Origin of the sequence: Microbacterium sp. Root166, from assembly GCF_001427145.1 — a bacterium.
In the GTDB taxonomy this organism is placed as follows: Bacteria; Actinomycetota; Actinomycetes; order Actinomycetales; family Microbacteriaceae; genus Microbacterium.
Genome location: NZ_LMGL01000001.1, coordinates 1,068,568 through 1,093,168, shown reverse-complemented (window position 1 = coordinate 1,093,168; position 24,601 = coordinate 1,068,568). Strand labels below are relative to the sequence as shown.

General features: G+C 70.6%; 14 protein-coding genes. 4 read left to right on the top strand and 10 right to left on the bottom strand.

All coding sequences use genetic code 11. From position 1 onward, the window contains the following. Positions 1-6: 6 nt before the first annotated feature. Positions 7-7,029 (bottom strand): DUF5979 domain-containing protein, encoded by a 7,023-nt coding sequence (locus tag ASD56_RS04965; RefSeq protein WP_055961923.1) that lies wholly within the window; start codon positions 7,027-7,029, stop codon positions 7-9. 180 nt (positions 7,030-7,209) lie between these two features. Beyond that, entirely contained in the window at positions 7,210-8,412 is a 1,203-nt protein-coding gene (locus tag ASD56_RS04960; protein ID WP_082541253.1) for a DUF1254 domain-containing protein, read from the bottom strand. Between the two features lie 92 nt (positions 8,413-8,504). On the opposite strand from ASD56_RS04960, the gene argG reads away from it, so the two are divergent. Next, a complete protein-coding gene (gene argG, locus ASD56_RS04955) occupies positions 8,505-9,947 on the top strand; it encodes an argininosuccinate synthase (protein ID WP_055961921.1) in 1,443 nt (480 codons plus the stop codon). A gap of 167 nt (positions 9,948-10,114) precedes the next feature. Next, positions 10,115-12,730 carry a penicillin acylase family protein gene (locus tag ASD56_RS04950; protein WP_082541252.1) on the top strand — a complete coding sequence of 872 codons (2,616 nt, stop codon included), beginning with the start codon at positions 10,115-10,117 and terminating at the stop codon, positions 12,728-12,730. A gap of 88 nt (positions 12,731-12,818) precedes the next feature. On the opposite strand, the gene ASD56_RS04945 is transcribed toward ASD56_RS04950, so the two are convergent. The 7 genes from ASD56_RS04945 to ASD56_RS04915 form a co-directional block, all read right to left on the bottom strand. Continuing rightward, positions 12,819-13,751: a hypothetical protein gene (locus ASD56_RS04945; protein WP_157535765.1), complete on the bottom strand. Its 933-nt coding sequence runs from the start codon at positions 13,749-13,751 to the stop codon at positions 12,819-12,821. Positions 13,752-14,099: 348 nt separating this feature from the next. Then, on the bottom strand, positions 14,100-14,462 hold the full coding sequence (gene mnhG, locus ASD56_RS04940; protein ID WP_055961915.1) for a monovalent cation/H(+) antiporter subunit G: 363 nt from the start codon (positions 14,460-14,462) through the stop codon (positions 14,100-14,102). Next, complete coding sequence (locus ASD56_RS04935) at positions 14,459-14,719, bottom strand: monovalent cation/H+ antiporter complex subunit F (protein ID WP_442922394.1); 261 nt, start codon at positions 14,717-14,719, stop codon at positions 14,459-14,461. The genes mnhG and ASD56_RS04935 overlap by 4 nt, the downstream gene beginning before the upstream one ends. A gap of 5 nt (positions 14,720-14,724) precedes the next feature. Then, positions 14,725-15,321 (bottom strand): Na+/H+ antiporter subunit E, encoded by a 597-nt coding sequence (locus ASD56_RS04930; protein ID WP_055961909.1) that lies wholly within the window; start codon positions 15,319-15,321, stop codon positions 14,725-14,727. Further along, positions 15,318-16,916, bottom strand: coding sequence for a Na+/H+ antiporter subunit D (locus ASD56_RS04925; RefSeq protein WP_055961906.1), 1,599 nt, complete (start codon positions 16,914-16,916; stop codon positions 15,318-15,320). The genes ASD56_RS04930 and ASD56_RS04925 overlap by 4 nt, the downstream gene beginning before the upstream one ends. After that, positions 16,913-17,470 carry a Na(+)/H(+) antiporter subunit C gene (locus ASD56_RS04920; RefSeq protein ID WP_055961903.1) on the bottom strand — a complete coding sequence of 186 codons (558 nt, stop codon included), beginning with the start codon at positions 17,468-17,470 and terminating at the stop codon, positions 16,913-16,915. The genes ASD56_RS04925 and ASD56_RS04920 overlap by 4 nt, the downstream gene beginning before the upstream one ends. Continuing rightward, on the bottom strand, positions 17,467-20,394 hold the full coding sequence (locus tag ASD56_RS04915; RefSeq protein ID WP_055961901.1) for a Na+/H+ antiporter subunit A: 2,928 nt from the start codon (positions 20,392-20,394) through the stop codon (positions 17,467-17,469). Before ASD56_RS04915 ends, ASD56_RS04920 begins: the two co-directional genes overlap by 4 nt. 166 nt (positions 20,395-20,560) lie before the next feature. On the opposite strand from ASD56_RS04915, the gene ASD56_RS04910 reads away from it, so the two are divergent. After that, complete coding sequence (locus ASD56_RS04910; protein ID WP_235565525.1) at positions 20,561-22,099, top strand: hypothetical protein; 1,539 nt, start codon at positions 20,561-20,563, stop codon at positions 22,097-22,099. Positions 22,100-22,225: 126 nt separating this feature from the next. Here the strand turns inward: ASD56_RS04910 and ASD56_RS04905 are convergent, their stop codons facing one another. After that, on the bottom strand, positions 22,226-23,272 hold the full coding sequence (locus tag ASD56_RS04905) for a LacI family DNA-binding transcriptional regulator (protein WP_055961899.1): 1,047 nt from the start codon (positions 23,270-23,272) through the stop codon (positions 22,226-22,228). Positions 23,273-23,353: 81 nt separating this feature from the next. Between ASD56_RS04905 and ASD56_RS04900 the strand changes: the two genes are divergently transcribed. Further along, positions 23,354-24,589, top strand: coding sequence for an MFS transporter (locus ASD56_RS04900; protein ID WP_055961896.1), 1,236 nt, complete (start codon positions 23,354-23,356; stop codon positions 24,587-24,589). Positions 24,590-24,601: the final 12 nt, after the last annotated feature.

Here is a 24,601-nt window from a genome sequence, read left to right as displayed (position 1 = left end):
CGTCGCTCAGACCTCGCGGCGGCGACGGGACCCGGCGACCACCAGCACCCCGGCCGCGATCGTCAGGAACGCGATGCCGCCGGCAGCCGCGAGGCGGGTCGAGTCGGAGCCGGTCGCCGGCAGCGGCAGGTCGAACCGGTTGTCGACGGTGACGGATGCCGCGGCATCCGCCCCGATCGTCACGATCGCGGTCGTCGGATCGTCGGGCGATGCGGGAGTCAGCGTCACCGCATCCGCCCCGCCGTCGTCCGTCTCGGTGACCGCGCACTCGGCGCCGACCGGCAGATCCTCGTAGAGCGCGGGCGCGGCCGCCGTGAGCGGGCGGACGGCACCGCCGGGAACCTCGATCTCGTCGCCGTCCCACACGCACGCCACCGACACCGCGAACTCGTCGGTCCGGTGGGCGGCGGCATCCGTGCCCGACACGGTCTTGGTCACCACGAGCGATCCGACGTCGAACGTGTTGGTCACCGTCACGGCGGTATCGGCGGCGGTGACCTCGATCACGTCGATCGGCTCCCCCTGCGCGTCGGTGACCGTCGTCGACGTGGCACCGCCGGTGTCGGTCTCGGTGACGGTGCAGTCCAGCCCGATGAGCAGCGGCTCGTACGTGGTCGTGTAGTCGGGAGCCGTGAGCTCTCGGACCGGGTCGAACGGCAGGTCCACCGGCCGCCCGAGCGGCGTGGTGCACGCGAGCGATACCTCGAACGGACCGGCGCCCCACAGCTCGCCGCCGTCGCCGGCGATCTCCTTGGTCACCGTGATCGAGCCGGCGTCGAACGTGTTGGTCACCGTGACCGTGACGGGCTCGCCATCGCCGATGGTGACCGAGCCGGGCTCGATCGCGACCCCCGTCGCACCGCCGCTGGTGACCTCCGCCACGGTGCACGTCGCGCCGGTGGCGATGTCCGCGATCTCGGACTCGTAGTCGTTCGCCTCGTCGAGGACCACGAAGCCGGTCCACACGCGCGCCGGACCCGCGCCCGTGTCCAGCGTGCAGTCGACGGCCATCCGGAACGGCCCCTGGCCGTACTCCTCCCACGCGTCTCCGTCGCGCACCTTCTCGAGGATCAGGGATCCGGCGGCGAACTCGTTGACCGCCTCGACATCGACGCTCGTCCCGTCGACGATCGTGACCGCGACCTCCGACCCCGGAACCGATCGCAGCACCTCGCCGTCGATGCTCACCACGAACGAGGTGGCGGTCGCGCCCACCGTGTCGTCCTCGGTGATCACGCAGTCAGCGCCGACCGGGATGCCCCCGAGCGCCCAGGTCTCGTCGGTGGTCAGCGACTCCGTCATGGGGTCGTCCGCGTCGTACCCGGTCGCCCAGACCTCGACGCCCTCGAAGGTGCAGGCGACACTGAACGTGAACGGGCCGTACTCGACGGGGTCGCCGAGCGCATTCCGGCCCGCGGCATCCACGACCTTGCGCAGGTAGAGGGCGGACACGTCGAAGACGTTCTCGACGGTGATCAGGCCGATCTCGTCTTCCGGGCCGCCGACCGTCGCGGTGCCGACGATCGTCGAGGTCTGGCCGTACTGACCCTCGGTCGCGGTGCACTCGGCGCCCCAGGGCAGACGATCGACCTCGACCGGCTCCGCACCGGGAACCAGCACCACCTCGGGCAGGTCCAGCACCTCGAGCCCGGCGCTCGCGCACACCAGCTGCACCGGGAACTCGTCGGGGGCGAACTCGGCCGCCGGGCCGGAGACGATCTTCTGCAGCTCGATCGGACCGGTCGGGTAGCTGACGCCGACCCGTCGCCCTTCGGTGGCCGGCACGACGGTCGGCGTGTTGCCCACCGCGGATCCGCCGGTCGCCACGGTGTTGTAGGCGATGGGGAAGTCCGACTCGGCCCGAATGCTGGGTGTCGTGCGCGTCCGGAACTGGATGTCGAGCGTCTCGGCGGGGTGCAGCAGATCAGCGTCCGAGAACTCGACCACGAACTTCAGACTGCGGACCACAGCCGGATCGACGGAGTCGTCGAGCGGAAGCCACTGGCCCGCCGCGCACTGCGTGCCGAGGGGATTGAGGTCGGCGACGCAGGGGACGGAGGACGTCGAGTAGAAGGTGGTCAGCAGCGCACCGGCGGGCGTCGTGGCCGTCGGCACCAGCGCGACGTCGCCGACGAAGGTCGGCTGCCACTCGCTCTCACGCGGCAGCTGCACGATGAGGCCTTGGTCGCCCGGAGTCGGAAGGTTGTCGATCGACACGACCTGATCGAGGGGCAGCGTGCCGGCGTTCACGACCCGGAAGCGCCACGTCTCGGTTCCGCCGGGGAGCGTGACGGGGATGCAGGGAGAACGGTAGAACCGGCCGGCGACCGCGGTGCCCTCGCACTCGTAGCCCTCGATCGTCGAGAACACCTCCGGGATGCCGGGCTGGCCGTGATCGGCATCCGACTGGACGTACTTGATCGTGCTGAGCGCCGGCACCGCGAGCGGCGAGACGATCGCGTCGTCTATGCACTCGCCATCGGGGCCGAGCGTGGGCACGCAGTCGTCGAGGGGCTCGTCGACGCTGACCACCGCCCAGTTCTGCACCTGCGTCCCCGCCGGAAGCCCGGGCCGCAGCATGAACTGGATCGTGATCGTGTAGGTCTGACCCGGTTCGAGGACGCTGCCCGCCGGCATCCGGAAGAAGATCGTGTCGTCCAGGACGTCGACGTCGACCAGGTCGGGATCGGTCGGAAGCGCTGTGCCGTGCGGCGGAACGGGTGCCGTGCCGGTGAGCGCGAACGCATACGGCGACACGGTGGGATCGCGGTCGGGGTCGAGCACGAGCATGACGCCGTTCTCGTCCGTCGGCAGCCGATCCTCGAACAGGGGGTCGTGCAGCGGCGCCTCGCCGGTATTCGTGAAGGTCAGCGTGAACGGCACGACGGCGCCGGGGCGGATGTCGCCGGTCGGCGACTTCGTCACCGCGATAGCCGCCTCGAGGTGGAGGTAGCGGTACTCCGCGTCGGCGGTGTCGCTGTCGGTCAGCGGCCCGGCTCCGACGTTGGCGGACTCGCCGTCCACCTCGACCGTGTTCCAGAAGATGCCCGCGTCCTCCTCGCCGGGCGACGGCACCTGATCGGCGCGGGTCGTGGGCACGGGTCCGCCCGTGCGGAGATCGGCTCGGCGCTCCAGCAGCACGGGCACGTTCACGACCGGATTGGACGGGTTCTGCCACCCGAGGTCGTTCGCCTGGGCGAACGTGAACCGCACGCCGTGGAGATCGTCCGGCGCCGCGTCGAGGAAGGCCGTGGCGGTCGCCGTCGTCATGGAGCCCGGCGTGATGGGCTGGCACGTCCAGGTTCCGCCGACGGTGTCGGCCACGACGTTCGCCGCGCTGAAGTCACCGCCCGAGAGGTAGCAGGCTCGCACCTGACCGACGGGGACGGGCAGCGTCCAGGTGGGAGACATCCCGGCGAAGTCCATCGCGTTCCAGAACGTCGGATCGTCGTCGGTGATGGTCAGGAACCGGGCCCGGGCCGATCCGCCCGGCTGGCCCGTCAACGTCATCGTGATCTGACCGGTGTCGCCGTCCTTCTGCGACGCCGGCGAGAACGACTTTCCGGCGGTGACCGAGAAGGTGGGCTCCTCCAGCTGGATGAAGGCCGTCTCCTGGTCGCACGCGTAGCGCGAGTCGGCCGGTGGCGGGCACGCACCGATCGGCTCGATGTCGGCGACGACCCCTTGAGCGGTGTTCGAGATCGGCGAATCCGCGACCGAGACGCGCTCGGTCGTGCCGCGCCAGAAGGGCCGCAGGCGCACGTCGAACGCGACGACACCCGCGCCGTTCGCGGCGATGCGGCCGTCGAACGTCACCTGGATGCCGGTCACGTCGCACGGCAGCGCGGCGGGCACGAGGGCGAGCGCCTGGGCGACGGTGTAATCCACCGGCGCGGCCGGCGACGGGCAGAAGAGCCGGACGACCGCCGAGCTCGTACCCGCCGGCACCGTGATCGCCGCGAAGTTGTTGAACGTGAACGCCTGGAACGGATCCTGGCGCCGGTCGGTCACAGACCCCGGAGCCGGGTCCGTGATCTGCAGCTGATCCACCCGCGCCGGCGTTGTGTTGCGCGTCGTCACCGTGAGACGGCTCAGCGGGTACTGCCCGATCGGGATGCTCGTGTCGGTCGGCACCGCAAGCGGCCCGCCCTGCCAGTTCTTGTCGGTGGTGGTCGTGATGGGCACGTCGACGATCACCACGTCGTCCGAGGCATCCGAGCCGATGGAGTCGCCGCCGTCGGACGGGAAGCCCTCGGCGCGAGCGGTGTTGCGCACGACGCCGGGCTCGTCCATGTTGTAGAGCACATCACCGAGGACGGGCACGCCGTTCGACCGGCGTGCGTCGCGAATCTGCCAGACCAGGGTGATCGGGCGCGTGTTGCCGAAGGAGCGGGCCACCCCCGAGCCGACCGGCGGTGCGTCGGGGCTGCCGGCCGATGCGGCGGCGCGGTCCGGGCTCTCGGCGAAGATCAGCCGGACGCCGGTCGTGCTCGCCTGCTCCCCCGAGGTGAGGCTCATGCCGGGGAACTGGCCGATGCAGCCCGCGGGGCAGGGGTCGTTGGCCGCGCCGACCCACGCGGTGCCGTTCCACAGCTGCACATCGGTCACCTGGTCGTACACGATCAGCGGATCGGTGGCCGAGGTGATCGCCTGCACGCGGGTGAGGTTGAAGGCGTCGTACATGCTGAAGGGAGGCGAGACGGCGTTCGGGTCGGCGACGTCCGTGATCTGCACGGTCTCGAGGCCGGAGTACCCGCCGGTCGACCACGACAGCGTCGACGGAATGGTGTCACCCGAACGCGCGATGACGGACTTCAGGCCGCCGGAGCTCGACGTTCCGAACGTCTTGTCGATCAGATCCTCGGTGCCGGGATCGACGGGGATGAGCTCGACCTCCGGGCACTCTTCGGTCGGCATCGTGGCCGAGCCCGTCGGCACTCCCGGTGTGGTCGCTCCGGCCGACGACTCGGCGCAGTCGGGCACGAACGTCGGCTCGTCCTCCGAGAACGGCGGCGTCCCGGTGTACCGGCCCGCCTCGCGCAGCTCGCTCGTGAAGTTCGGGGCGAGGTCGGTGCCCGGCGGGAAGCCGAGTCCGTCATCGCCGGTGTAGGTGTAGGTGAACCGGATGCCCCCGGCCACCGCCGAGATGTCGGCGGGAACGGCGGCCGAGTAGATCTGCGGGCCCTCGATGTCGGCGGTGAGCACCTTCCATAGGCCGTCGGTCGTGTCGTAGTACTCGATCGTCAGCGACGACTGCGCCGGAACCGGGGTCTGCGCGATCGCGGTGATGTCGAAGGCGTTCCACCACAGATCGCCCTCGATCGGCGACTGCGGGTCCTGGATGACGATCACGTCGGCGTTGCCGGTGGAGCCGTCGGGGGTCTCGGGCGGGCTGGGGCGGTCGGTGAGCCCGCCCTCTAACGAGACCGTGACGACCTGACCGGGGACCGCGAGGATCTGCGACGGCCGCACCTGCTTGCCGATGTACGGCTGGACGACCTCGTCGTAGATGTAGAGGTCGGCGGATTCCTCCGCACCACCCGTCACGCCCTGGTTCTCGCCCTCGACGCCGACCACGTTGGTGACGGCCAGCGGAAGACCCGCGAGCTCAGGGTCGGTCTCGACGTCGAACACGACGGACGTCTCGCCGCCGGGCAGGATGGCGCCTTCGAAGACGACCTCGAACCACCCGACGAGCGCCGGGTCGCCTTCGGCGGGGGCCGGGACCGCGCCGTCCGCGAACGGCGAGATCTGCTCGCCGCCGCCCACGAGGTGGTAAATGACCGTGCCCGAGGTCGCTCCGGCCGGGTACTCGATGGGGTCGGTGATGCCGGCGAACGTGTACTCCGCGGGGAATTCGCCGGTCGCCGGCTCGCGGATCGTGACCTGCTCGAGCGGGATGGTCGACTCGTTCGAGGCGCCGATCGTGACCGTGCTCGGCTCGCCCGCGATCACGAGGCCCGGGTCGAACGACTTCGTCGCGCCGACCTGCACGTCGTTCGCGAGGATCGTGAAGTCCGCGCTCGTCTCCCCCGTCGCCGACTGACCGGCGAGCGCGACCTGCGAAGACACCGTGTTCTCGACGACCGTGCCGTCTGGCTGCGCCGCGGCGAGGTCGGTCGTCGCGAGGTCGATCTCGACCGACGCGGTCGCGCCGGCCAGGATCTCGCCCGTGAAGGTGACGCGGGTGCCCCGCACGTCCTCCGCCGCTACGCCGCCGGGCAGCACTCCTCCGGGCGCCTCCACCCATGTCGGCGGGACGTAGACCTCGTAGGTCGTCCCCGTCGTGCCCGCAGGGGCGGTGACCGTCCCGAAGCCGGTGAATCCGAGGTAGTCGAACGGGTTCGGCGAGGCGGTCTCGTCGGCCGGATCCTGGATCACCAGCGTGTCGACCGTGGCGTTCGAGTCGTTGCTCCCGCCGAGCGTCGCAGTGACCGCGGTTCCCGGAGTCGCGATCGCCGACGTGGGGGTGAACGTCTTCGTGGGGGTGGTGGCCAGGTCGAGGGTGATGATCGGGGTGACGCCGGCGGAGGCCCGCACGTCGACGAAGTTGGAACCTTCGATGTACGCCTCGTTGAAGACCTCGACCCCATTGGTGTCGTAGGACGCGTCCTCGGGGAGGCGCGCGGTGATCTCGACCACACCGGTCGTGGCATCCAGGATGCCGACCGCGTCGCCGCCGTCGCCATCGAGGTCCGTCACCCATGTCACGGTGACCGTGTTGCCCGAGATCACCGGCTCCAAGGCGGTGTTCACGCCCGCCCCGACCACGGCGCCGACGACCACGAACGGCGCCGGCACGACATCGGTGAGCACGGCGTCACGGCATCCGAGGTCGGTGATCGACGAGCAGCCGACGGTCAGGGTGTAGGTGAACGTGTCACCTGGTGCAACCTGGGCGACGCTCGCCTCTTTAGCGAGCGAGGCGACCGCCGTCACATCGGTGGGGGCGGGGTCGGCGATCACGGGTGCTGCGAGAGCGGCCGGCGAAATCGCCAGAGAGGCTGTGAGGACTGCGACGACGGTCAACGCCGCCATTCTCAGACGTGCCGTGAACTGCACCAGAACCCCCGTCGTGGTCGCGTGCCCACGCCCCACTCACCGGGTCCGATGGTGGTTCGCGGCTTCGTCAGCCTAACCAGCGGGCGTGGCGGAACGCCAGGGATACGGGGGACACAGAATCAAGGGAGCGCCGGACGCAGGCCAGGATCAGTGCTCCGAGTACGGCTCCTCTGGGCCCGTCTCAGGCGTCTCGGCGTCCGCGGACGGCTCGACCTCGTCGTCCGTCCCAGCCGGGGCCCACGCGTCTGCGTCATCGACCGCGACGTCGGTCGCGGCATCCGTCGCGTCCGCCTCGGTCGAGGCGGCGACGTCGGCCGCGGCATCCGTCGTGTCGGCCTGCTCGCCGGTCGCGGCATCCGGAACCGCCACCGGCTCGGCGGGGCGAGGCAGCTCGGCGTCACGATCACGGCGCCGTACCAGGTCGGGCGCCTGCCATGACCCGTCGGCGATCTCCGGCCGCGGCCGGTACAGGCGGATGAGGTAGTTCCAGCCCTCGGGGACCGGGATGCTGTTGGGCTCCGTGGCGAACCCCGGAGGTGTGAAGTGCACCGTGATCGAGCCGTCTTCGGCCTTCACGCCGGTGACGCTGTTGATCGTGTAGCGGCCCTCGTCGTTGGGCTCGAAGTAGCCGGTGGCGTTGTAGACCGAGACCGACCAGAACGCGTCGACCGGGACGTCGTGCATCGCGAGGTCGTAGAAGCCCACCGGCAGCTGCGGCGCGACCCCGACGTAGGAGGCCTCCTCCACGGGCAGTCCACCCCAGCCCGCCGCGGTGCCGATCAGGTGGCGCACGGGATCGACCGCGTCGCGCGAGCCGAAGGTGCGCTCGAAGGATCGCAGGCCCGAGGCCAGCGAGAGCAGCGCGGTGCGCGTGGCGTCGAGGGACGCCCGGTCGTACTCGGGGCTCTCGAACGGAACGGACGAGCCGACCTCCAGCAGCAGGCCGTCCTGCACCGCGGCCACCTCGGTGAGGTCGGCGGGGTCGTCCGGGTCGACGAGGGTGCGGGCGGCGACGAGGACGTAGTCGGCGTCCGGAGCGTGCTCGGCCAGGTCGTACTCGCCCGCGCCGTGCAGCACGGCGCGCACGTAGTGGTCGTGGTCGACGATCATGACCGAGAGATAGCGCTCGCCCGCGTCGGGCACCGTCAGTCGCGCGCCGTCGGAGAGGTCGACGATCGCGAAGCTGTAGAGCGTGTCGCGATTGAGGCGGATGACGGTCTGTGCGTCGATCGAGGCCGGTTCGCGGTTGTGGCGGAAGGTGTTCACGGCACCTGCGTCGCGCTGGATGTCGGCGAACATGCGGTCCGTCTCGGCCCGCGTGAAGTTGTCCGCGTTGACGTGGATGGTCATGCACCCACTTTGACGCACGGACGGCCGGTGCGCCATTCCACCGCCGTCACACCGGAGAGGTGAGAGAATGCCCGCCGGTAGACTGGCGAACTATGTCGAAGGTCCTTCAGTCCCTGCCCGTCGGCGAACGCGTCGGCATCGCCTTCTCCGGAGGCCTTGACACCTCGGTCGCCGTCGCATGGATGCGCGACAAGGGCGCCGTGCCCTGCACGTACACCGGCGACCTCGGCCAGCCCGACGAGGACGACATCGACGCCATCCCCGAGCGCGCGCTCCAGTACGGCGCCGAGATCGCCCGGATCGTCGACTGCAAGCCCGCTCTGGTCGAAGAGGGCTTCGGCGCACTCGCCTGCGGCGCCTTCCACATCCGCTCGGGCGGCCGCACCTACTTCAACACCACGCCGCTCGGCCGCGCCGTCACCGGCACGCTGCTCGTGCGCGCCATGAAAGAGGACGGCGTCGACATCTGGGGCGACGGCTCCACCTACAAGGGCAACGACATCGAGCGGTTCTACCGCTACGGCCTGCTCGCGAACCCCGCGCTGCGCATCTACAAGCCCTGGCTCGACGCCGACTTCGTCACCGAGCTCGGCGGCCGCAAGGAGATGAGCGAGTGGCTCGTCGAGCACGGCTTCCCGTACCGCGACTCGGCGGAGAAGGCCTACTCGACCGACGCCAACATCTGGGGCGCGACGCACGAGGCAAAGACCCTCGAGCACCTCGACGTCTCGCTCGAGACCGTCGAGCCCATCATGGGCGTGCGCTTCTGGGACCCCGAGGTCGCCATCGAGGCCGAGGACGTCACGATCACCTTCGACGCCGGCCGGCCGGTCGCGCTGAACGGCGTCGAGTACGCCGACCCGGTGGCGCTGGTCTTCGAGGCCAATCGCATCGGCGGCCGCCACGGACTGGGCATGAGCGACCAGATCGAGAACCGCATCATCGAGGCGAAGTCGCGCGGCATCTACGAGGCGCCGGGCATGGCGCTGCTCTTCACCGCGTACGAGCGCCTGGTCAACAGCATCCTGAACGAGGACACTCTCGCGACGTACCACGAGCAGGGCCGCCGCCTCGGCCGCCTGATGTACGAGGGACGGTGGCTCGAGCCGCAGTCGCTCATGCTGCGCGAATCCATCCAGAAGTGGGTCGGTTCGACGATCACCGGTTCGGTGACGCTGCGCCTGCGCCGAGGCGAGGACTACACGATCCTCGACACGACGGCGCCGCACATGTCGTACGGACCCGAGAAGCTGTCGATGGAGCGCGTCGGCGACGCGGCGTTCGGCCCGACCGATCGCATCGGCCAGCTGACGATGCGCAATCTCGACATCGCCGACTCGCGTGCGCGCCTCGAGCTCTACGCCGCGCAGGGCATCATCGGGGGTGCCGCGGGCGAGCTCGTCGGCCGGGTCACCGCCGGCGAGGCCGACGAGATCACCGGCCACGCCGAGGCGTTCGACGCCGCGCGCGAAGAGCTGGCGGATGCCGTCGACGAGGCGTCCGAGGGCGCCGCGTTCGACTTCGGCTCCGACTGAGGACCCTTTCGCCGGCGAGCGCGCCACGGTCGAGATCCATCCGCCTGCATCCTTCCCGCCTTCGGGCGGGTTACGATGCCTGACGGTGCGTGCGACCCGAAAGCGCGGCACCGAAGCTCACGGTGGTTGACACCGCGTGCCGCCCTCGCCGACCCGAGAGTCCTTCAATGTCGAAGCCCAGCACCGAACCCGTCCTCACCGAGACCGAGGACGCCCCACCGCGCCGCCGCTCGCGCGGACGCATCGCGGGGATCACACTGTTCTCGGTCGTCGCCGGCGTCGTGGTGCTCGCCCTCGTCACGACGGGATTCCTCGCGTACACGGTGCAGCGCTCGTTCCCCCAGGTCTCGGGTGAGGTCGCCGTCGCCGGGCTGGGCGACGAGGTCACCGTCCAGCGCGATGCGCTCGGCATCCCCACCATCACCGCCACGACCGCCGAGGACCTCTTCTATGCGCAGGGGTACGTGCACGCGCAGGACCGGTTCTGGGAGATGGACTTCCGCCGCCACGTGACGGGCGGGCGCCTGTCGGAGCTGTTCGGCGAATCGCAGCTCGAGACCGACAAGTTCCTGCGCACGCTCGGCTGGCGCGCGATCGCGGAAGAAGAGGTCGAGGCACTCGACGAGACCACCCGCGCGCACTACGAGTCGTACGCCGACGGCGTGAACGCCTACCTCGCCGATCACGACGGCGCCGACGTCTCGCTGGAGTACGCCGTGCTCGGCCTGCAGAACGCGGACTACGAGATCGAGCCCTGGACCCCGGCCGACTCCGTCGCCTGGCTCAAGGCCATGGCCTGGGACCTCCGCTCGAACATCGAGGAGGAAACCGAGCGCGCCGTCGTGGCCGCCGATCTGCCCGCCGAGGAGATGGCGCAGCTGTACCCCGGGTACCCGTTCGAGCGGAACCCGGTGATCGTGCCGTCGATCTCGACCGCCCCGGAGGCCGTCGCCGCGACGACCGAGGACATCGCAGCGGATGCCGCCACCGCCGCCATCGAGTGGTCCGAGGTGGACGGGGTCATCGAGGCCGTCGGCGAGCTCGTCGGCGGCGCCGGCGAGGGCATCGGCTCGAACTCGTGGGTCGTCTCGGGACACCTGACCGAGTCGGGGATGCCCCTGCTGGCCAACGACCCGCACCTCGGCGCCAGCCTGCCGAGCGTCTGGCACCAGGTCGGCCTCAAGTGCCGCATCGTCACGGATGCCTGCGCCTACGACGTCGCCGGCTTCGGGTTCGCCGGGGTTCCCGGCGTGATCATCGGGCACAACGACCGCATCGCGTGGGGGTTCACCAACCTCACCACCGACGTCACCGACCTGTACCTGGAGAAGATCGAGGACGACGGCTACTGGCGCGACGGCGTCCTCGAGCCGCTCGAGGAGCGCACCGAGACGCTGAAGGTCGCCGGGGGCGAAGACGTCGAGCTCGTCATCCGCTCGACGGCCCACGGCCCCATCGTGTCCGGGCTGACGGAGGACTTCACCGCGATCGCCGCGGACCCCTATACGGGCGACACGGACGACATCGACGAGCCCGTCGACGCCCCCGAGGGCGACTACGCGGTGAGCCTGAAGTGGACCGCGCTCGAGCCCGGCACCACGCCCGGCGCGATCTTCGCCATGAACCGCGCGCAGGACTTCGCGGAGTTCCGCGCGGCTGCACAGCTGTTCGCGGTGCCGGCCCAGAACCTCGTCTACGCGGACGTCGACGGCAACATCGGCTACCAGACGCCCGGGTCGCTGCCGATCCGCGGGGCCGGCGACGGCTCGATGCCGCAGCCCGGGTGGGACTCGGCCTACGACTGGCAGGGCTTCATCCCGTTCGAGGAGCTGCCGGTGCTCTACAACCCCGACGAGGGCTACATCGTCACGGCGAACAACGCCATCGTGGGCGACGAGTACCCGCACTTCCTCACGCGCGACTGGGATCACGGCTGGCGCGCCGCGCGCATCGTCGACCTCATCCAGCGCAAGGCCGCCGAGGGTCCGCTGACGGCCGACGACATGCGCGACATCCAGGCCGACAACGGGTTCTTCCTCGGCATGCGGCTGTCCGGCGTGTACGCCGAGATCGAGACCGGCGACGAGTCCGCGGATGCCGCGCTCGACCTGCTGCGATCGTGGGACGCCCAGAACGACCCCGACTCCGCCGCCGCCGCCTACGCCAACGTGCTGTGGAGCGAGCTCGTCGACAACCTCTTCGTCGAGGGCCGCGACGAGCCTGCGCCGGTGTCGGATCAGGCGCGCCTCTTCCTGGTCGTCGATGGGCTGCTGCGTGACCCGCAGTCGGACTGGTGGACGAACGACGAGCTCGACGTGTCGAGCCAAGAAGAGCTACTCGCCCTCACCGCGATCGATGCGGCCGAGCGCCTGGGCGAGCTGCAGGGCGAGAACATGGCGAGGTGGAACTGGGGCGACCTGCACGCGCTCACGCTGCGCAGCGACACCTTCGGATCCTCTGGCATCGCCCCGATCGAGTGGCTCTTCAATCGCGGCCCGTACCCGGTCGGCGGCGGCTCGTCGGTCGTCAACGCGACGGGCTGGACCATGGACGAGGGGTTCGCCACCGTCACGGTCCCGTCGATGCGCATGGTCGTCGACCTCGCCGACTTCGACGACTCGCGGTGGAACCACCTCACCGGCACGAGCGGCCACGCCTTCCACGCCAACTACACCGACCAGACCGAGGCCTGGCAGGAAGCCCGCATGACGCCGTGGGCCTTCTCGCGCGACGCTGTCGACGCCACCACGACGAACACGCTGACGCTCGTCCCCGCCGGCTGACTCCGGCTCGGGGCGCGCGATGGGGTCGAGAGTGCACGAATGACGAGCGTCCGCGCGGGCGAGCGTCATTCATGACCTCTCGACGCAGTCAGGGCCGACGAAGGGCTCGCCGAACCCGCGCGCAGAGCGCAGGCATCCCTGTCGGGCTGAGGTCGTCCCCACCAACGAGGATCACGCGGTAGGCGGCATCCTCGAACAGTTGCACGCGCTGCAGATCCTTCAGCCATGTCGCACGGTCGGTCCGGTGGACGTCGCCCAGATACTCCATGACCACGCGCTCCTCGAGATAGGCGAGATCCGGATGCCGTGGCCCGGCGCTCGTGACGATGGTCGGCTGCACCTTCGGCTCAGGCAGCCGTGCCCGCACGAGCCCGAGCCGGAGAAACGTCTCGGGCGGCGAGTCGACGGGCGCGCGCACGCGCTCGAGCGCCCAGGCGAGGCCCGTCGCTCCTCTGCCGGAGCCGTGACGTCCCAGCGCAGCAGTCAGGTCGTCAAGCGTGGCGAGCGCCGGCTCTCTGCCATAGCGGGTTCGGTGACCGGAGACGATGAAGTCTGCGATCGCGACGAGCCATTCCCGCGAGAGCTTTCCGCCGCGCCCGCCCGTCATTGCCGCGAGCGTGACCCAGGTGTCGGCGGGCGACGTTACCGGGAGGCTGTGCAGGCTGGCCGCGAAGGATAGATCGGCCGCTCGCTTCCAGCCGATGACCCCTGGGCGACGGACCGCGCCGCCGCCCGGCACGAGAACATGCAGCCTCTCGTCGATCCACGGCGGTAGCGGCATCCCGTACAGCCGTGCCGCCGTGGCATGGCTGAAGACGGCATCCCGTGAAAGCGCGACACGCAATGCCGCGCACCGGTCGGCAAGCTCATCGCTGTGCCGTCCACTTCCCGCCGTCACTCGCACTCCGTGGAACGGACGCTCGAACTGACGGCGACGCATGACTGCGTCTGACAGACCAGCGTCTCGACCCTCCGGCAGCGTGAACGGGACGCCCTCCATCCAGTACGGCACGCTCTCCATCGTCGGAGTGTGTCGCGGGCCTCTGATCGGATCTCATCGACGAGCGGTTCCGGTGGACGGGGACTCCCCGCCCACCGCATGGGAGGAACCGCCGAAGGTGCACGAATCACCGTGCGACCCGACCACCAGCTGTCATCTGCGCGCTCTCGGCGTGGTTTGAGTCATCGAGGGCAGGATCGGTTCCAGTCGCAGCCTCGTCGGGTGCGTCGCCCGCCCCCGGTGCCGCGCATCGCTCGGAACTATGCCGAAAGTGCACGAATCACCGTGCGACCCGACCACCAGCGGTCATTTGCGCACCCTCGGCGAAATCTGTTCCCCGGCGAGCGCTCGGCGCCGGAGGGCGAGCTCTCAGCCGCCGGCGGCGGGCGGGGTGCGGCGGGAGTCGGCGAGCTCGTCGACGAACAGGCCGGTCTCCTCGATCGTGCCGTTGCGGTAGGCCTGGCGTCCGACCATGTGCGCCGACAGCGGTGCGGTCGCCAGCTGGATGAGCACGATCGGCACGAGGAACGCGACGACCGGCCACGACCGCAGCGAAAGCGCGACGGCGATGCAGATGAGGATGAGGCCGAGCACCTGCGGCTTGGTCGCCGCGTGCAGACGCGTCGGCACGTCGCGGAACCGCAGCAGCCCGATCGCGGCGATCAGGCAGAGCACGGCGCCGATCAGGATGAGGATCAGCGCGATGAGGTCGAGCCAGTTGTCGGCGGTCATGACTGCGTATTGTCCCTTCGCGCGACGAACCGGGCGATGGAGATCGATCCGAAGACGCCGACCGCGGCGATGATCAGCAGCACCGGCAGCGAGCGGGTGTGGCCGTTGATGGCCATCTCCGCGCCGAGCATGCACATCACCTCGGTGAGCAGGACATCGGACGCCACGGCCCGGTCGAGGATCGACGGCCCGATGATGATGCGCCACAGCGTGAGCAGCGCGGCGACGCCGAACACGACGGCGATGACCACGAGCATCAGGTTCACCGGGCACCTCCCTGGGCGGCGGTCGCGGCATCCGCTCGGACCAGCGCCAGCTGCGCGCGTGAGCCCACCGCCATCACGATCTGCCGTTCCCAGCGCCGCACGGTCGCGCGCTGCCGCTCGACGTCGCGGGACGAGCGCACCCCGATCACGTGCAGGTAGAGGATGCGGCGGTCGCGATCGGTCTCGACGATGAGCGAGCCGGGGATGAGGGATGCCGTGACCGCCGTGTGCGTCATGATCAGGTCGTCGTCGGTCACGAGCTGCACCGCGATGATGGCGGTCCCCGGCTGCCGGGAGAAGTTCAGCACCTGGGCGGCGACGGTGAGCGAGCCCCACACCACGGCGGCGAGGAACTCGAGCACGAAGATCGCGCCGTACCAGAGGTTCACGCGGCCCGACAGCTCCACCGGCGGCAGCCGGAACACGCGCGTCACGATGAGCGCGGCGACCAGGCCGGTGAGGAACGCGACCCACGTGAACTGGCCCCACAGCATCATCCAGAGGGCGATGAGCCACACGAAGAACGGCAGCTGCTTCCACAGCTGGGTCAGCAGCAGCTTCTTGTCGCCCCGGTCGGGATGCGCCTCGGTCATGGCTGCCCCTCCTCTCCGGTGTCGCCGGTGCTCACCTCGTGCTGCTCCTGGAGCTGCACGAGGGTGACGGGCTCGAGGAGGGCCGCGCCGATGCGCGTGCACACGTCGTAGAGCGGCCCGGCGAAGATCGTGAGCGCGACGGTGATCGCGACCATGCCGGTCGTGGACGCCGTCATGATCTTCGGGATGGCGCGGCGCTCGGTCTCGACGCCGCTCGGTGAGGCGCCGAGGTACGAGATGCGGGCTTCGGTCTCGGCCGAGTCGTCCTCCTCGCGCCAGAACGCGAGGTTCCAGGCGCGCATCAGCGCGTAGAGGGTGAGCAGGCTGGTCAGGATGCCGCCCACGATGAGCACCATCATGATCGGGGTACCGACCTCGGCCGCGGCGTCGAACAGCGCGAACTTGCCGATGAACCCGGAGAACGGCGGGAGCCCGCCGAGGTTCACGGCCGGTATGAAGTACAGCACCGCGATCACCGGTGCGGCCTTCATGAGGCCCTTGACCCGCAGGATCGATGTGCTGCCGGCCCGGCGCTCGACCAGGCCGACGGCCAGGAACAGCGTCGTCTGCACCACGATGTGGTGGACCATGTAGTAGATCGTCGCGCCGATGGCCGCGGGCGTGGCTATGGCCAGCCCGAAGATCATGTAGCCGATGTGACTGACGAGCGTGAACGACAGGATGCGCTTGAGCTCCGCCTGCGCGACGGCGCCGAGCACGCCGACGATCATCGTCGCGAGCGCCACGACCATGAGCAGGAAGTTGACGTCGTTGTCGAGGAAGAGCTCGGTCTCGGTGCGGATGATCGCGTAGACGCCGACCTTCGTCAGCAGGCCCGCGAAGACGGCGGTCACCGGCGCCGGCGCGGTCGGGTACGAGTCGGGAAGCCAGAACGACAGCGGGAAGACGGCGGCCTTGATGCTGAAGGCCAGCAGCAGCATGAGGTGCAGGACCAGCTGCGTCTCCTGCGGGAGCTCGCCCATACGCTCCGAGATCTGCACCATGTTGACCGTGCCGAGGGCGCCGTAGATCATCGCGATCGCCGCGAGGAAGAGGATCGACGACACCAGCGAGACGACGATGTAGACGACACCGGTGCGGATGCGCGACTCCGTCGAGCCGAGGGTGATCAGCACGTACGACGCGACGAGCAGGATCTCGAAGCCGACGTAGAGGTTGAACAGGTCGCCGGCGATGAAGGCGTTGAAGATGCCGGCCGCGAGGATCAGGTACGACGGGTGGAAGATCGAGACGGGAGTCTCGTCGTCGCCGTCCGCGGCGCCCTGTCCGACCGAGAACAGCAGCACCGCGAGGAGCACGATGCTCGAGACGACGACCAGCAGCGCCGAGAGCCGGTCGACGTAGAGCACGATGCCGAACGGGATCTCCCAGCCGCCGACAGACACCGCGATGGCCTGATCGCCGGCGTCGACGACGTAGAGCAGGATCGCCGCGATGACGCAGACGATGGTGAGCGTGATGACCGAGACGACGACCTGAGTCCGGCGGTGCCGGCCGGCGATCAGCGCGATCGCGGCACCGAGCAGGGGCAGGGTGACCAGCAGCGGCACGAGGGCGGGGGCGAGGTTGGTCATTCGTCCTCACCGCCGTCGCGGCGCCCGGCGGCGCGATCGGAGGGGCTGTCGACCGGGGCATCGTCGCGCAGCCCGGCGAAGTCGCGGCTCCCCAGCACCGTGATCGGTGAGGTGTCGAGACCGACGAAGTCGGTGGTCGCGTCGTCGTCCTCGTCTTCGATCTCGTACTCCACGTCCATGGTCTCGTCGACGTCGGCTGTGCCCTCGCGCACGGCGCGGTCGGCCTCGTCGTCCTCGACGGTGTCGGCCTGGCCCAGCTGCCACGACCGGTAGATCAGGGCGAGCAGGAAGGCGGAGACGGCGAACGTGATCACGATGGCCGTGAGCGTCAGCGCCTGCGGCAGCGGATCGGACATCTCGTCTGAGGATGCCGCTGACCCGAAGAACGGCGCGACCCCGGGCTCGCCCATCACGATGAGCAGCAGCAGGTTGGCGGCGTTGCCGAGCAGCAGGAAGCCGATGAGCACGCGGGTGAGGCTGCGCTCGAGCATCGCGTACACGCCGCACGCGAAGAGCACGGCCATCACGACGATCAGGACGCCCGAGACGTTCACGAGAGACCCGCCTCGGTGCGCGCGCCGTCGCGGGTCTCCTGCGCCTGGCGGTCGACCTCGGCCCCGAGGCTGCGCAGCACGTCCAGGACCAGCCCGATGACGACGAGGTAGACGCCGACGTCGAAGAGCGTCGACGTGACGAACTCCACCTCGCCGAGCACCGGCAGGTCCGCCTCGAAGTAGGTGCTGGTGAGCGGTGCGGCTCCGAACAGCAGGGGCACGATCGCGCACGCGACGGCGATCGTCATGCCGACGCCGAGCAGTCGTCCAGCGTCGGTCGGGGCCGCGGCGCCGAGTTCGTACCGGCCTCCCGCGACGTACCGCATGACGAGCGCCATACCCGCGACCAGCCCCCCGGCGAAACCGCCACCGGGCAGGTTGTGGCCCGCGAACAGCAGGTACAGCGACACGATGATGATCGTGTGGAAGAGGATCCGCACGATGACCTCGAGCATGATCGAGCGGTTCTCGGGCCGGACCCGCTGGCCGCCGACGAGCCACGCCATGCGGCCGCGGCCTTCGCCGCCCGGCTTGACGCCGTCAGCCGTCTCGACCAGCGGCCGGCGCGTGCGCGCGGCCGCCGCGGGCAGCGGCGCGATGAAACGCGAGAGGGTGTCGGCGCGGTGCGTCACGAAGACGAGGGAGGCCACGCCGGTCGCGGCGAGGATGAGCACCGACAGCTCGCCCATCGTGTCCCACCCGCGCAGGTCCACCAGCGCCACGTTGACGACGTTCTTGCCGTGCCCCACCTCGTACGCGAGCTCGGGGAACCGCTCGGAGATCGGCGTCTCGGTCCGGGCGGCGGTCGCGACGAGCGCCACGGCCGCCATGGTCGCGCCGACGGCCGCGGCGAGCACGGCGCGGGCCACGGGCCAGACCGAGGCGTTGTGCTCGCCCATGCGGGAGGGGATGCGACGCAGCACGAGGGCGAAGGCCACGAGCGTCACGGTCTCGACGAGGATCTGCGTGAGCGCGAGGTCGGGCGCGCCGCTCGTGGCGAAGAGGACCACCATGCCGAGGCCCGTCGCCGAGACGAGGACGACGCCGGTGTAGCGCTTCTGCGCCCGCACTGCGACGACCCCCGCGATGATCATGACCGGCGCGACGACGAGCTGCACGGGAGTGTGGAAGGCGTCGAGCTGCGCCTGCCAGTTCGGGGCGGCGAGCAGTGCGGTGCCCTCGGCGGCGACGAAGACGACGAAGATGGTGCCGACGTAGACCGGCAGCGAGCCGCGCTGGGTGAAGCTCGTGGTGAGGACCGACAGCCGGGCGATGCCGCGGAGGACGGCGTTGTACGCGTCGGATGCCGTGAACGGCAGCACGCGCCGCGACCAGCCGGCACGGGCGGTGATCCAGAAGCAGAAGGCGCCGACCGCGATCGTGGTGAGCGAGATCCACAGCGCCGGCTCGAGGCCGTGCCAGAGCGCGAGGTGCGCGGGGTGCTCGCCGGCACCGACTCCGGCCGGGGCCTGATCGGCGTAGCCGGTGAACGCGATGTCGAGCAGCGGCGCCGCGAATCCGGCGACCAGCGTGAGACCCGACAGCACGACGGGCGCCCCGAGGAAGCCGATGGGCGGGTCGGGCCACTCCGTCGCGGGCACGGCCTGGCGCGAGGCATCCCGCTTCGTCCAGAACGCGCCCCAGAGGAAGCGGATGCCGTAGGCCGCCGTCAGCACGGAACCGGCGACGACCCCGGCGAAAGCCACGATCCCCCACGGCGCCCCGGCGACCGCCTCGTGAAGCAGCGCGGTGAGGGCGCCCTCCTTGGCCACGAAGCCCACGGTGGGGATCACGCCGACCATCGAGGCGACGGCGATGATCGAGAACGTCGCCATGACGGGCGCCTGGCGGCCGACGCCGCTGAGCTCGGCGATGTCGCGCGTCGAGAGCTGGCGGTCGATCACGCCGACCACGAGGAACAGGGCCGACTTGAACAGCGCGTGGCTGAGCAGCAGGGCGAGCCCGGCGAGTGCCGCGTCGCGCGTGCCGTAACCCAGCACGACGGCGAGGAGGCCGAGCTGGCTCACCGTCCCGAAGGCGAGGATGCGCTTGAGGTCGGTCTCGCGCAGCGCCTGGAACCCGCCGAGCAGCATCGTGAAGACGCCGAGCGAGATCACGATCGGCCGCCAGGTTGCCGCGCCGGCGAACACCGGGGCCAGGAGCGCGATCAGGTAGATGCCCGCCTTCACCATCGCGGCGGCGTGCAGGTACGCGCTCACCGGCGTCGGTGCGGCCATGGCGCCGGGCAGCCAGAAGTGGAAGGGGAAGATCGCGGACTTGCTGAGGGCGCCCACGAGCAGCAGCACGAGGGCGGCGTCGATCGCCGGCCCGGTCGGGGCGTCAGCGAGGATCGTCGAGATGCTCGAGGTTCCGGCATCGACCACCATCAGCACGACGCCGATGAGCATCACGAGGCCGCCGAGCGTGGTGACCAGCAGCGCCTGCAGCGCCGCACGGCGGCTGGCGGCGCGGCGGTTGTAGTAGCCGATGAGCAGGTACGACAGGACGCTCGTGATCTCCCAGAACATCACGAGCACGACGAGGTCGTCGGTGAGCACGAGCCCGTACATGGCGCCGGCGAAGGCGAGGAGCACGGCGGAGAACTGGCCGAGGTTCTCGCTCTTGCCGCCGAAGTACCAGCGGCAGTAGATCATCACGAGCGCACCGACGCCCGTGACGATGAGCGTCATCAGCCAGGACAGCGTCGTCATGCGCATCGACAGCTCGATGCCCAGCGGCGGGATCCAGTCGTAGGACTCGAACGGGTAGTCGCCCGCGAGGACCGCCGGGGTGAAGAGGACCGCCTGGACGAAGCCCGCGATCGGGAGCAGCGCGGCGACGTAGAACGCCCGGGCTCCGACGCGTGCGACCAGCCAGGGAAGCAGGATCGGGGTGATCGCGAACGCGCCGAGAACGAGGAGCATACGCGGCCTCCTCGTGGTCGTCGGCCGGGGGCTCACGCGCGCGGCTCGGGCGATCAGGGTGTCCGGTCCAGTCTACCGGGACGATTCCCGCGGACGGCGGCCGTGGCCGATGACCGCAGCCGCCCCCTCCCGGTCCGCGGCCGACCCCACATGCCAGAGTGGACGCGTGAACGCCGACCCCGAGCAGCCGCGCGCCCGGCGCTGGGTGCCCGAAGCGACCGGCGCCGCGACCGCTGCCGCCCTCGCGATCACGACGGTCGCGCTGGTCGCCGCGAGCCCGCGCGCCGAGCTGCTCTTCCGCGACGCCGACTCCCTCGTCACGACGCTCGTGGTCCGCTCGCTCGCCGTCGGCCAGCGGCAGGACTGGGCGATGTCATCCGTGCTCTTCCTGCCGGAGACCGCGACAGTGGCCCTGCTCACCGCCGTGGGACTGGGCGTCGCCGGGACGCTGGCCCTCGCCGCCGTCCTGAACCTCATCGCGCTGTACGGCGCGTTCCGCGTCGCCGCCGGCGCCCGCGGCCGCTCCCCCGCACCGGTGGCCGGCGCACTGCTGGGATTCGGCGCCTTCTGCCTGTTCGCCGTCACCGAGGGCTCGGTGAGCCGCGACGCCCTCGAACCGGCATCGCTTCTGCTCACGACCACCTACTACAGCGCCACCGTGATCGCGGCGGTCCTCGCCGTCGGGATCGCGGGGCGCGGGCTCGAGGCGCCGCGCCGCGGGTGGGCTCCGTGGACGATCGCGGCGGTGGCCGCGGCATCCGTCCTCACGAACCCCTTGTTCGCGGCGTGGGCGGGCATCCCGCTGATCGCCGTGCTCGCGGTCGTCGCACTGCGCGGACGCGGCTCCGGAGCACCCCGGCTCGTCGTGGCGGTGGCGGTGGGCTGCGCGGCCGGGTTCGTGCTGCGGATGCCGCTCGCCGGCCTCATCGCGAACACCGGCGCCGGCTACGCCGACCCGTCGCGCGCCCTGGAGTCCCTCGGCTACTACGCCCAGCTCGCCGCCGAACGGTGGAACTCGCCCGGCGGCGCCGTGGCCGTCATCGCGGGCGTCGCGCTGTGGCTCTGGTGCGGCGTCGCTGCGGTCGTGCTCGCCCGCCGGCGCGAGACCGGTGCCTTCGTCGTCGCGGCGTTCGGCTGGATCGCGCCGGTGCTCGTGGTCGTCGGGGCGATCGGCCTCGGCACGCACGCCGCGCGGTACCTGCAGCCGATCGCCTTCGCTCCGGTCGTCGGGCTCGTGGTGCTCCCTCGGCTCACCCCACGCGTGGCGCTTCCGCGAACGCTCGGAGCGGTGCTGGCCGGCGCGGCTGCTGTCGCCCTCGTGCTCGCCGGAGCGATCGGCATCCCTCGGATCGCGGCGTCCGCGACCGCGCCCGACGCCGACCTGGACTGCGTCGTGGCGTGGACGGATGCCTCGGGCCGCACCGGCGCCGGCCAGTTCTGGACCGTGCGCCTGCCGAAGGCGCACGTCGCCGATCCGCGGTCGCTGGTGCAGGTCGACCACGAGCTGCGCGGGTACGCGTGGCTCGTCGACCGCGACGACTTCGCGGTGGGCGAGGTGACGTTCCTGGTGCTCGACGCCCAGTCGCCGGCCTTCGAGCTGCCGCCAGGCACGTCGATGGACGATGCCGAGCTCGTCCCGTGCGGGCGGTACACCATCGCCGATTTCGGGGAGCGCGCCCTGCCCCTCGGTCCGCAGCGCTCCTGACGCCCGCTCCGCTCGCGGACTGCTCGCCGAACTCAGGGCTTCGGGCCGAACCCGAGGGCGACGTCACCGGTCTCGGCGCGGAACCCCTGGTTCGGCGCTTGGCCGGCCGCGGTCAGGCCGGCGCGGTCAGAGCGGCGCGGGCCCCGACGTGTTGCCCTCGCGGAAGTCGCACGTGAAGGTGATCGAGGCCGCCTCGGCGCCGTCGAGCATGGCCGCCACCGCCATGCCGGCTGCGCGGCCCTTCTCGTTGACGGGCTGCACCAGCGTCGTGAGCTCATAGGGCGCGAGGCCGTCGACGACGATGCCGTCGAATCCGGTGACGCTGACGTCCTCGGGCACGCGGAGCCCGGCCTCCTCCGCGGCCCGGATGACACCGGCGGCGAGCAGGTCGCTCTGCGCGAGCACGGCGGTCGGCCGCTCGGCCGGGTCGGCGAACAGCACGCGACCGGCGGCGAGCCCCTCGGCGATGAAGCTGCCCGCTGCGGCGTAGGCCGGGGCATCCGGGAAGATCTCCAGTGCACCGGCGAGGCGCTCGCGCGTGACGTCGATGACGATGGGCGTGCCGTCGAGCAGCCAGCCCGCCTCCCAGCCGGCGCGTGCCGGCAGCGTGACGACGGCGACCTTGCGGTGCCCGAGCGTGCGCAGGTGGCTCGCGGCCTGCCGCTGCGCCTCGCGGTTGTCCAGGCCGATGCGCGGGATGTCGTCGCCGGCGTCGCCCTCGATGACGACGACCGGAATGCCGCGCGCCGTGACTGCGGCCAGCGACTCGCGAAGGTGTCCGCTGCAGCCCACGAGCACAGCGGCGTCGAGCGGCGCCGTCATGAGCGATGCGCCGGTCCCGCTCGGATCCTGATCGCGCAGCAGGAGCAGGCCCGCGCCGAGCGGCGCGACGCCGTCGGCGAGGCCGTCCATCATGAGCGTCTTGATGGGGTCGAGGAAGGCCGTGCCGAGGTGCTCCTCGAACACGACGCCGACGATGCCCGAGCGACCGCGACGGAGCGACGCGGCGCGTGGGTCGGGTCCGGTGTAGCCGAGGGCCGAGGCGGCGTCGAGCACGCGGCGGCGGGTGGCATCCGAGACCGGGGTCTTCCCGCTGAAGACGACCGACGCCGTCGACGCCGACACGCCCGCCTCGCGGGCGACGTCGGAGATGGTGGCTCGTCGCGTGCTCATGTCCCTCTGATCGTAACGCCATGGCGTGGCGGGCGTCGAATCGATTCGACACGTGGGGAATCCGTTGGTTACCCTTGCGGCATGGAACTCGTTCTGACCCGCTCGCAGCTCGTGCGTTGGCGCACTGCGGTGTTCGCCATCTTCCTGGCCAGCGGCCTGTCGATCGCGACGTGGGCCTCGCGAGTTCCGGCCATCAAAGAGACCCTCGACATCGACAACATCCAGATCGGGCTCATGCTGCTCGGTGCCGGCATCGCGTCGATCATCGGACTCTCGATCTCGACGCCCGTGATCGCCCGCTTCGGCGCCCGCAAGGGCATGCTCGGCGCGATGATCGTCTTCGCGGTCGGCGTCCTGCTCATCGGCGTGGGCACCGATCTCGCCGGCAGCTTCGTCGTCGTGGTGGCCGGTTTGGCGATGTTCGGACTGGGCAACGGTGCCGTCGACGTCATGATGAACGTCGAGGGTGCGGCGATCGAGAAGCAGTCCGGCAAGACGATCCTGCCGCTGTTCCACGCCTTCTTCAGCTTCGGCACCGTGATCGGCGCGGGCATCGGCGCCGTCGCCGCCGCGTGGGGCGTGAGCGTGCTGGTGCACACCGCCGTGATGGCCGTCGTCATCGTCGTCATCGCGTTCGCCGCCTTCGCCAACGTGCCTGCGCGCGAGCTGACGGGCGATGCGGATGCCGAAGCCGACCGCCCGCACTGGCGCGAGCGCCTGCACACGTCGATGTCGGCGTGGCGCGAGCCCCGCACGTACGCGCTCGGCGTGATCATGCTCGGAATGGCCTTCGCCGAAGGCGGGGCCAACGACTGGCTCGCGCTCGGCATGGTCGAAGGTCACGGCACCACACCGGCCGTCGGAGCGCTCGGACTGGCCGTGTTCTCGGTCAGCATGACCGTGGTCCGCATCTTCGGCGGGCCCCTCGTGGACCGGTTCGGGCGCGTCGCCACCCTGCGGGTGCTCTCGATGCTCGCGGCTCTCGGGCTGCTGCTGTTCATCCTCGCGCCGAACACCCCGCTCGTCTTCGTCGGCGCGGCCCTGTGGGGTGCCGGCGTCTCGCTCGGCTTCCCGCTGGGCATGTCGGCCGCGGCGGATGACCCGGCCAAGGCGGCGGCGCGCGTCAGCGCGGCCGCGACCATCGGCTACATCGCCTTCCTGTGCGGCCCGCCGCTGCTCGGCCTCATCAGCGAGAGCATCGGCCTGCTGAACACGCTGTACATCCTCGTGGCGCTGATCGTGGCATCCGGTCTCGCCTCCGGCGCCGCCAAGCCGATCGCCGGCTCCACCGTCGGCGCCGGTCACGCGCAGGACTGACCGTCGGCTGAG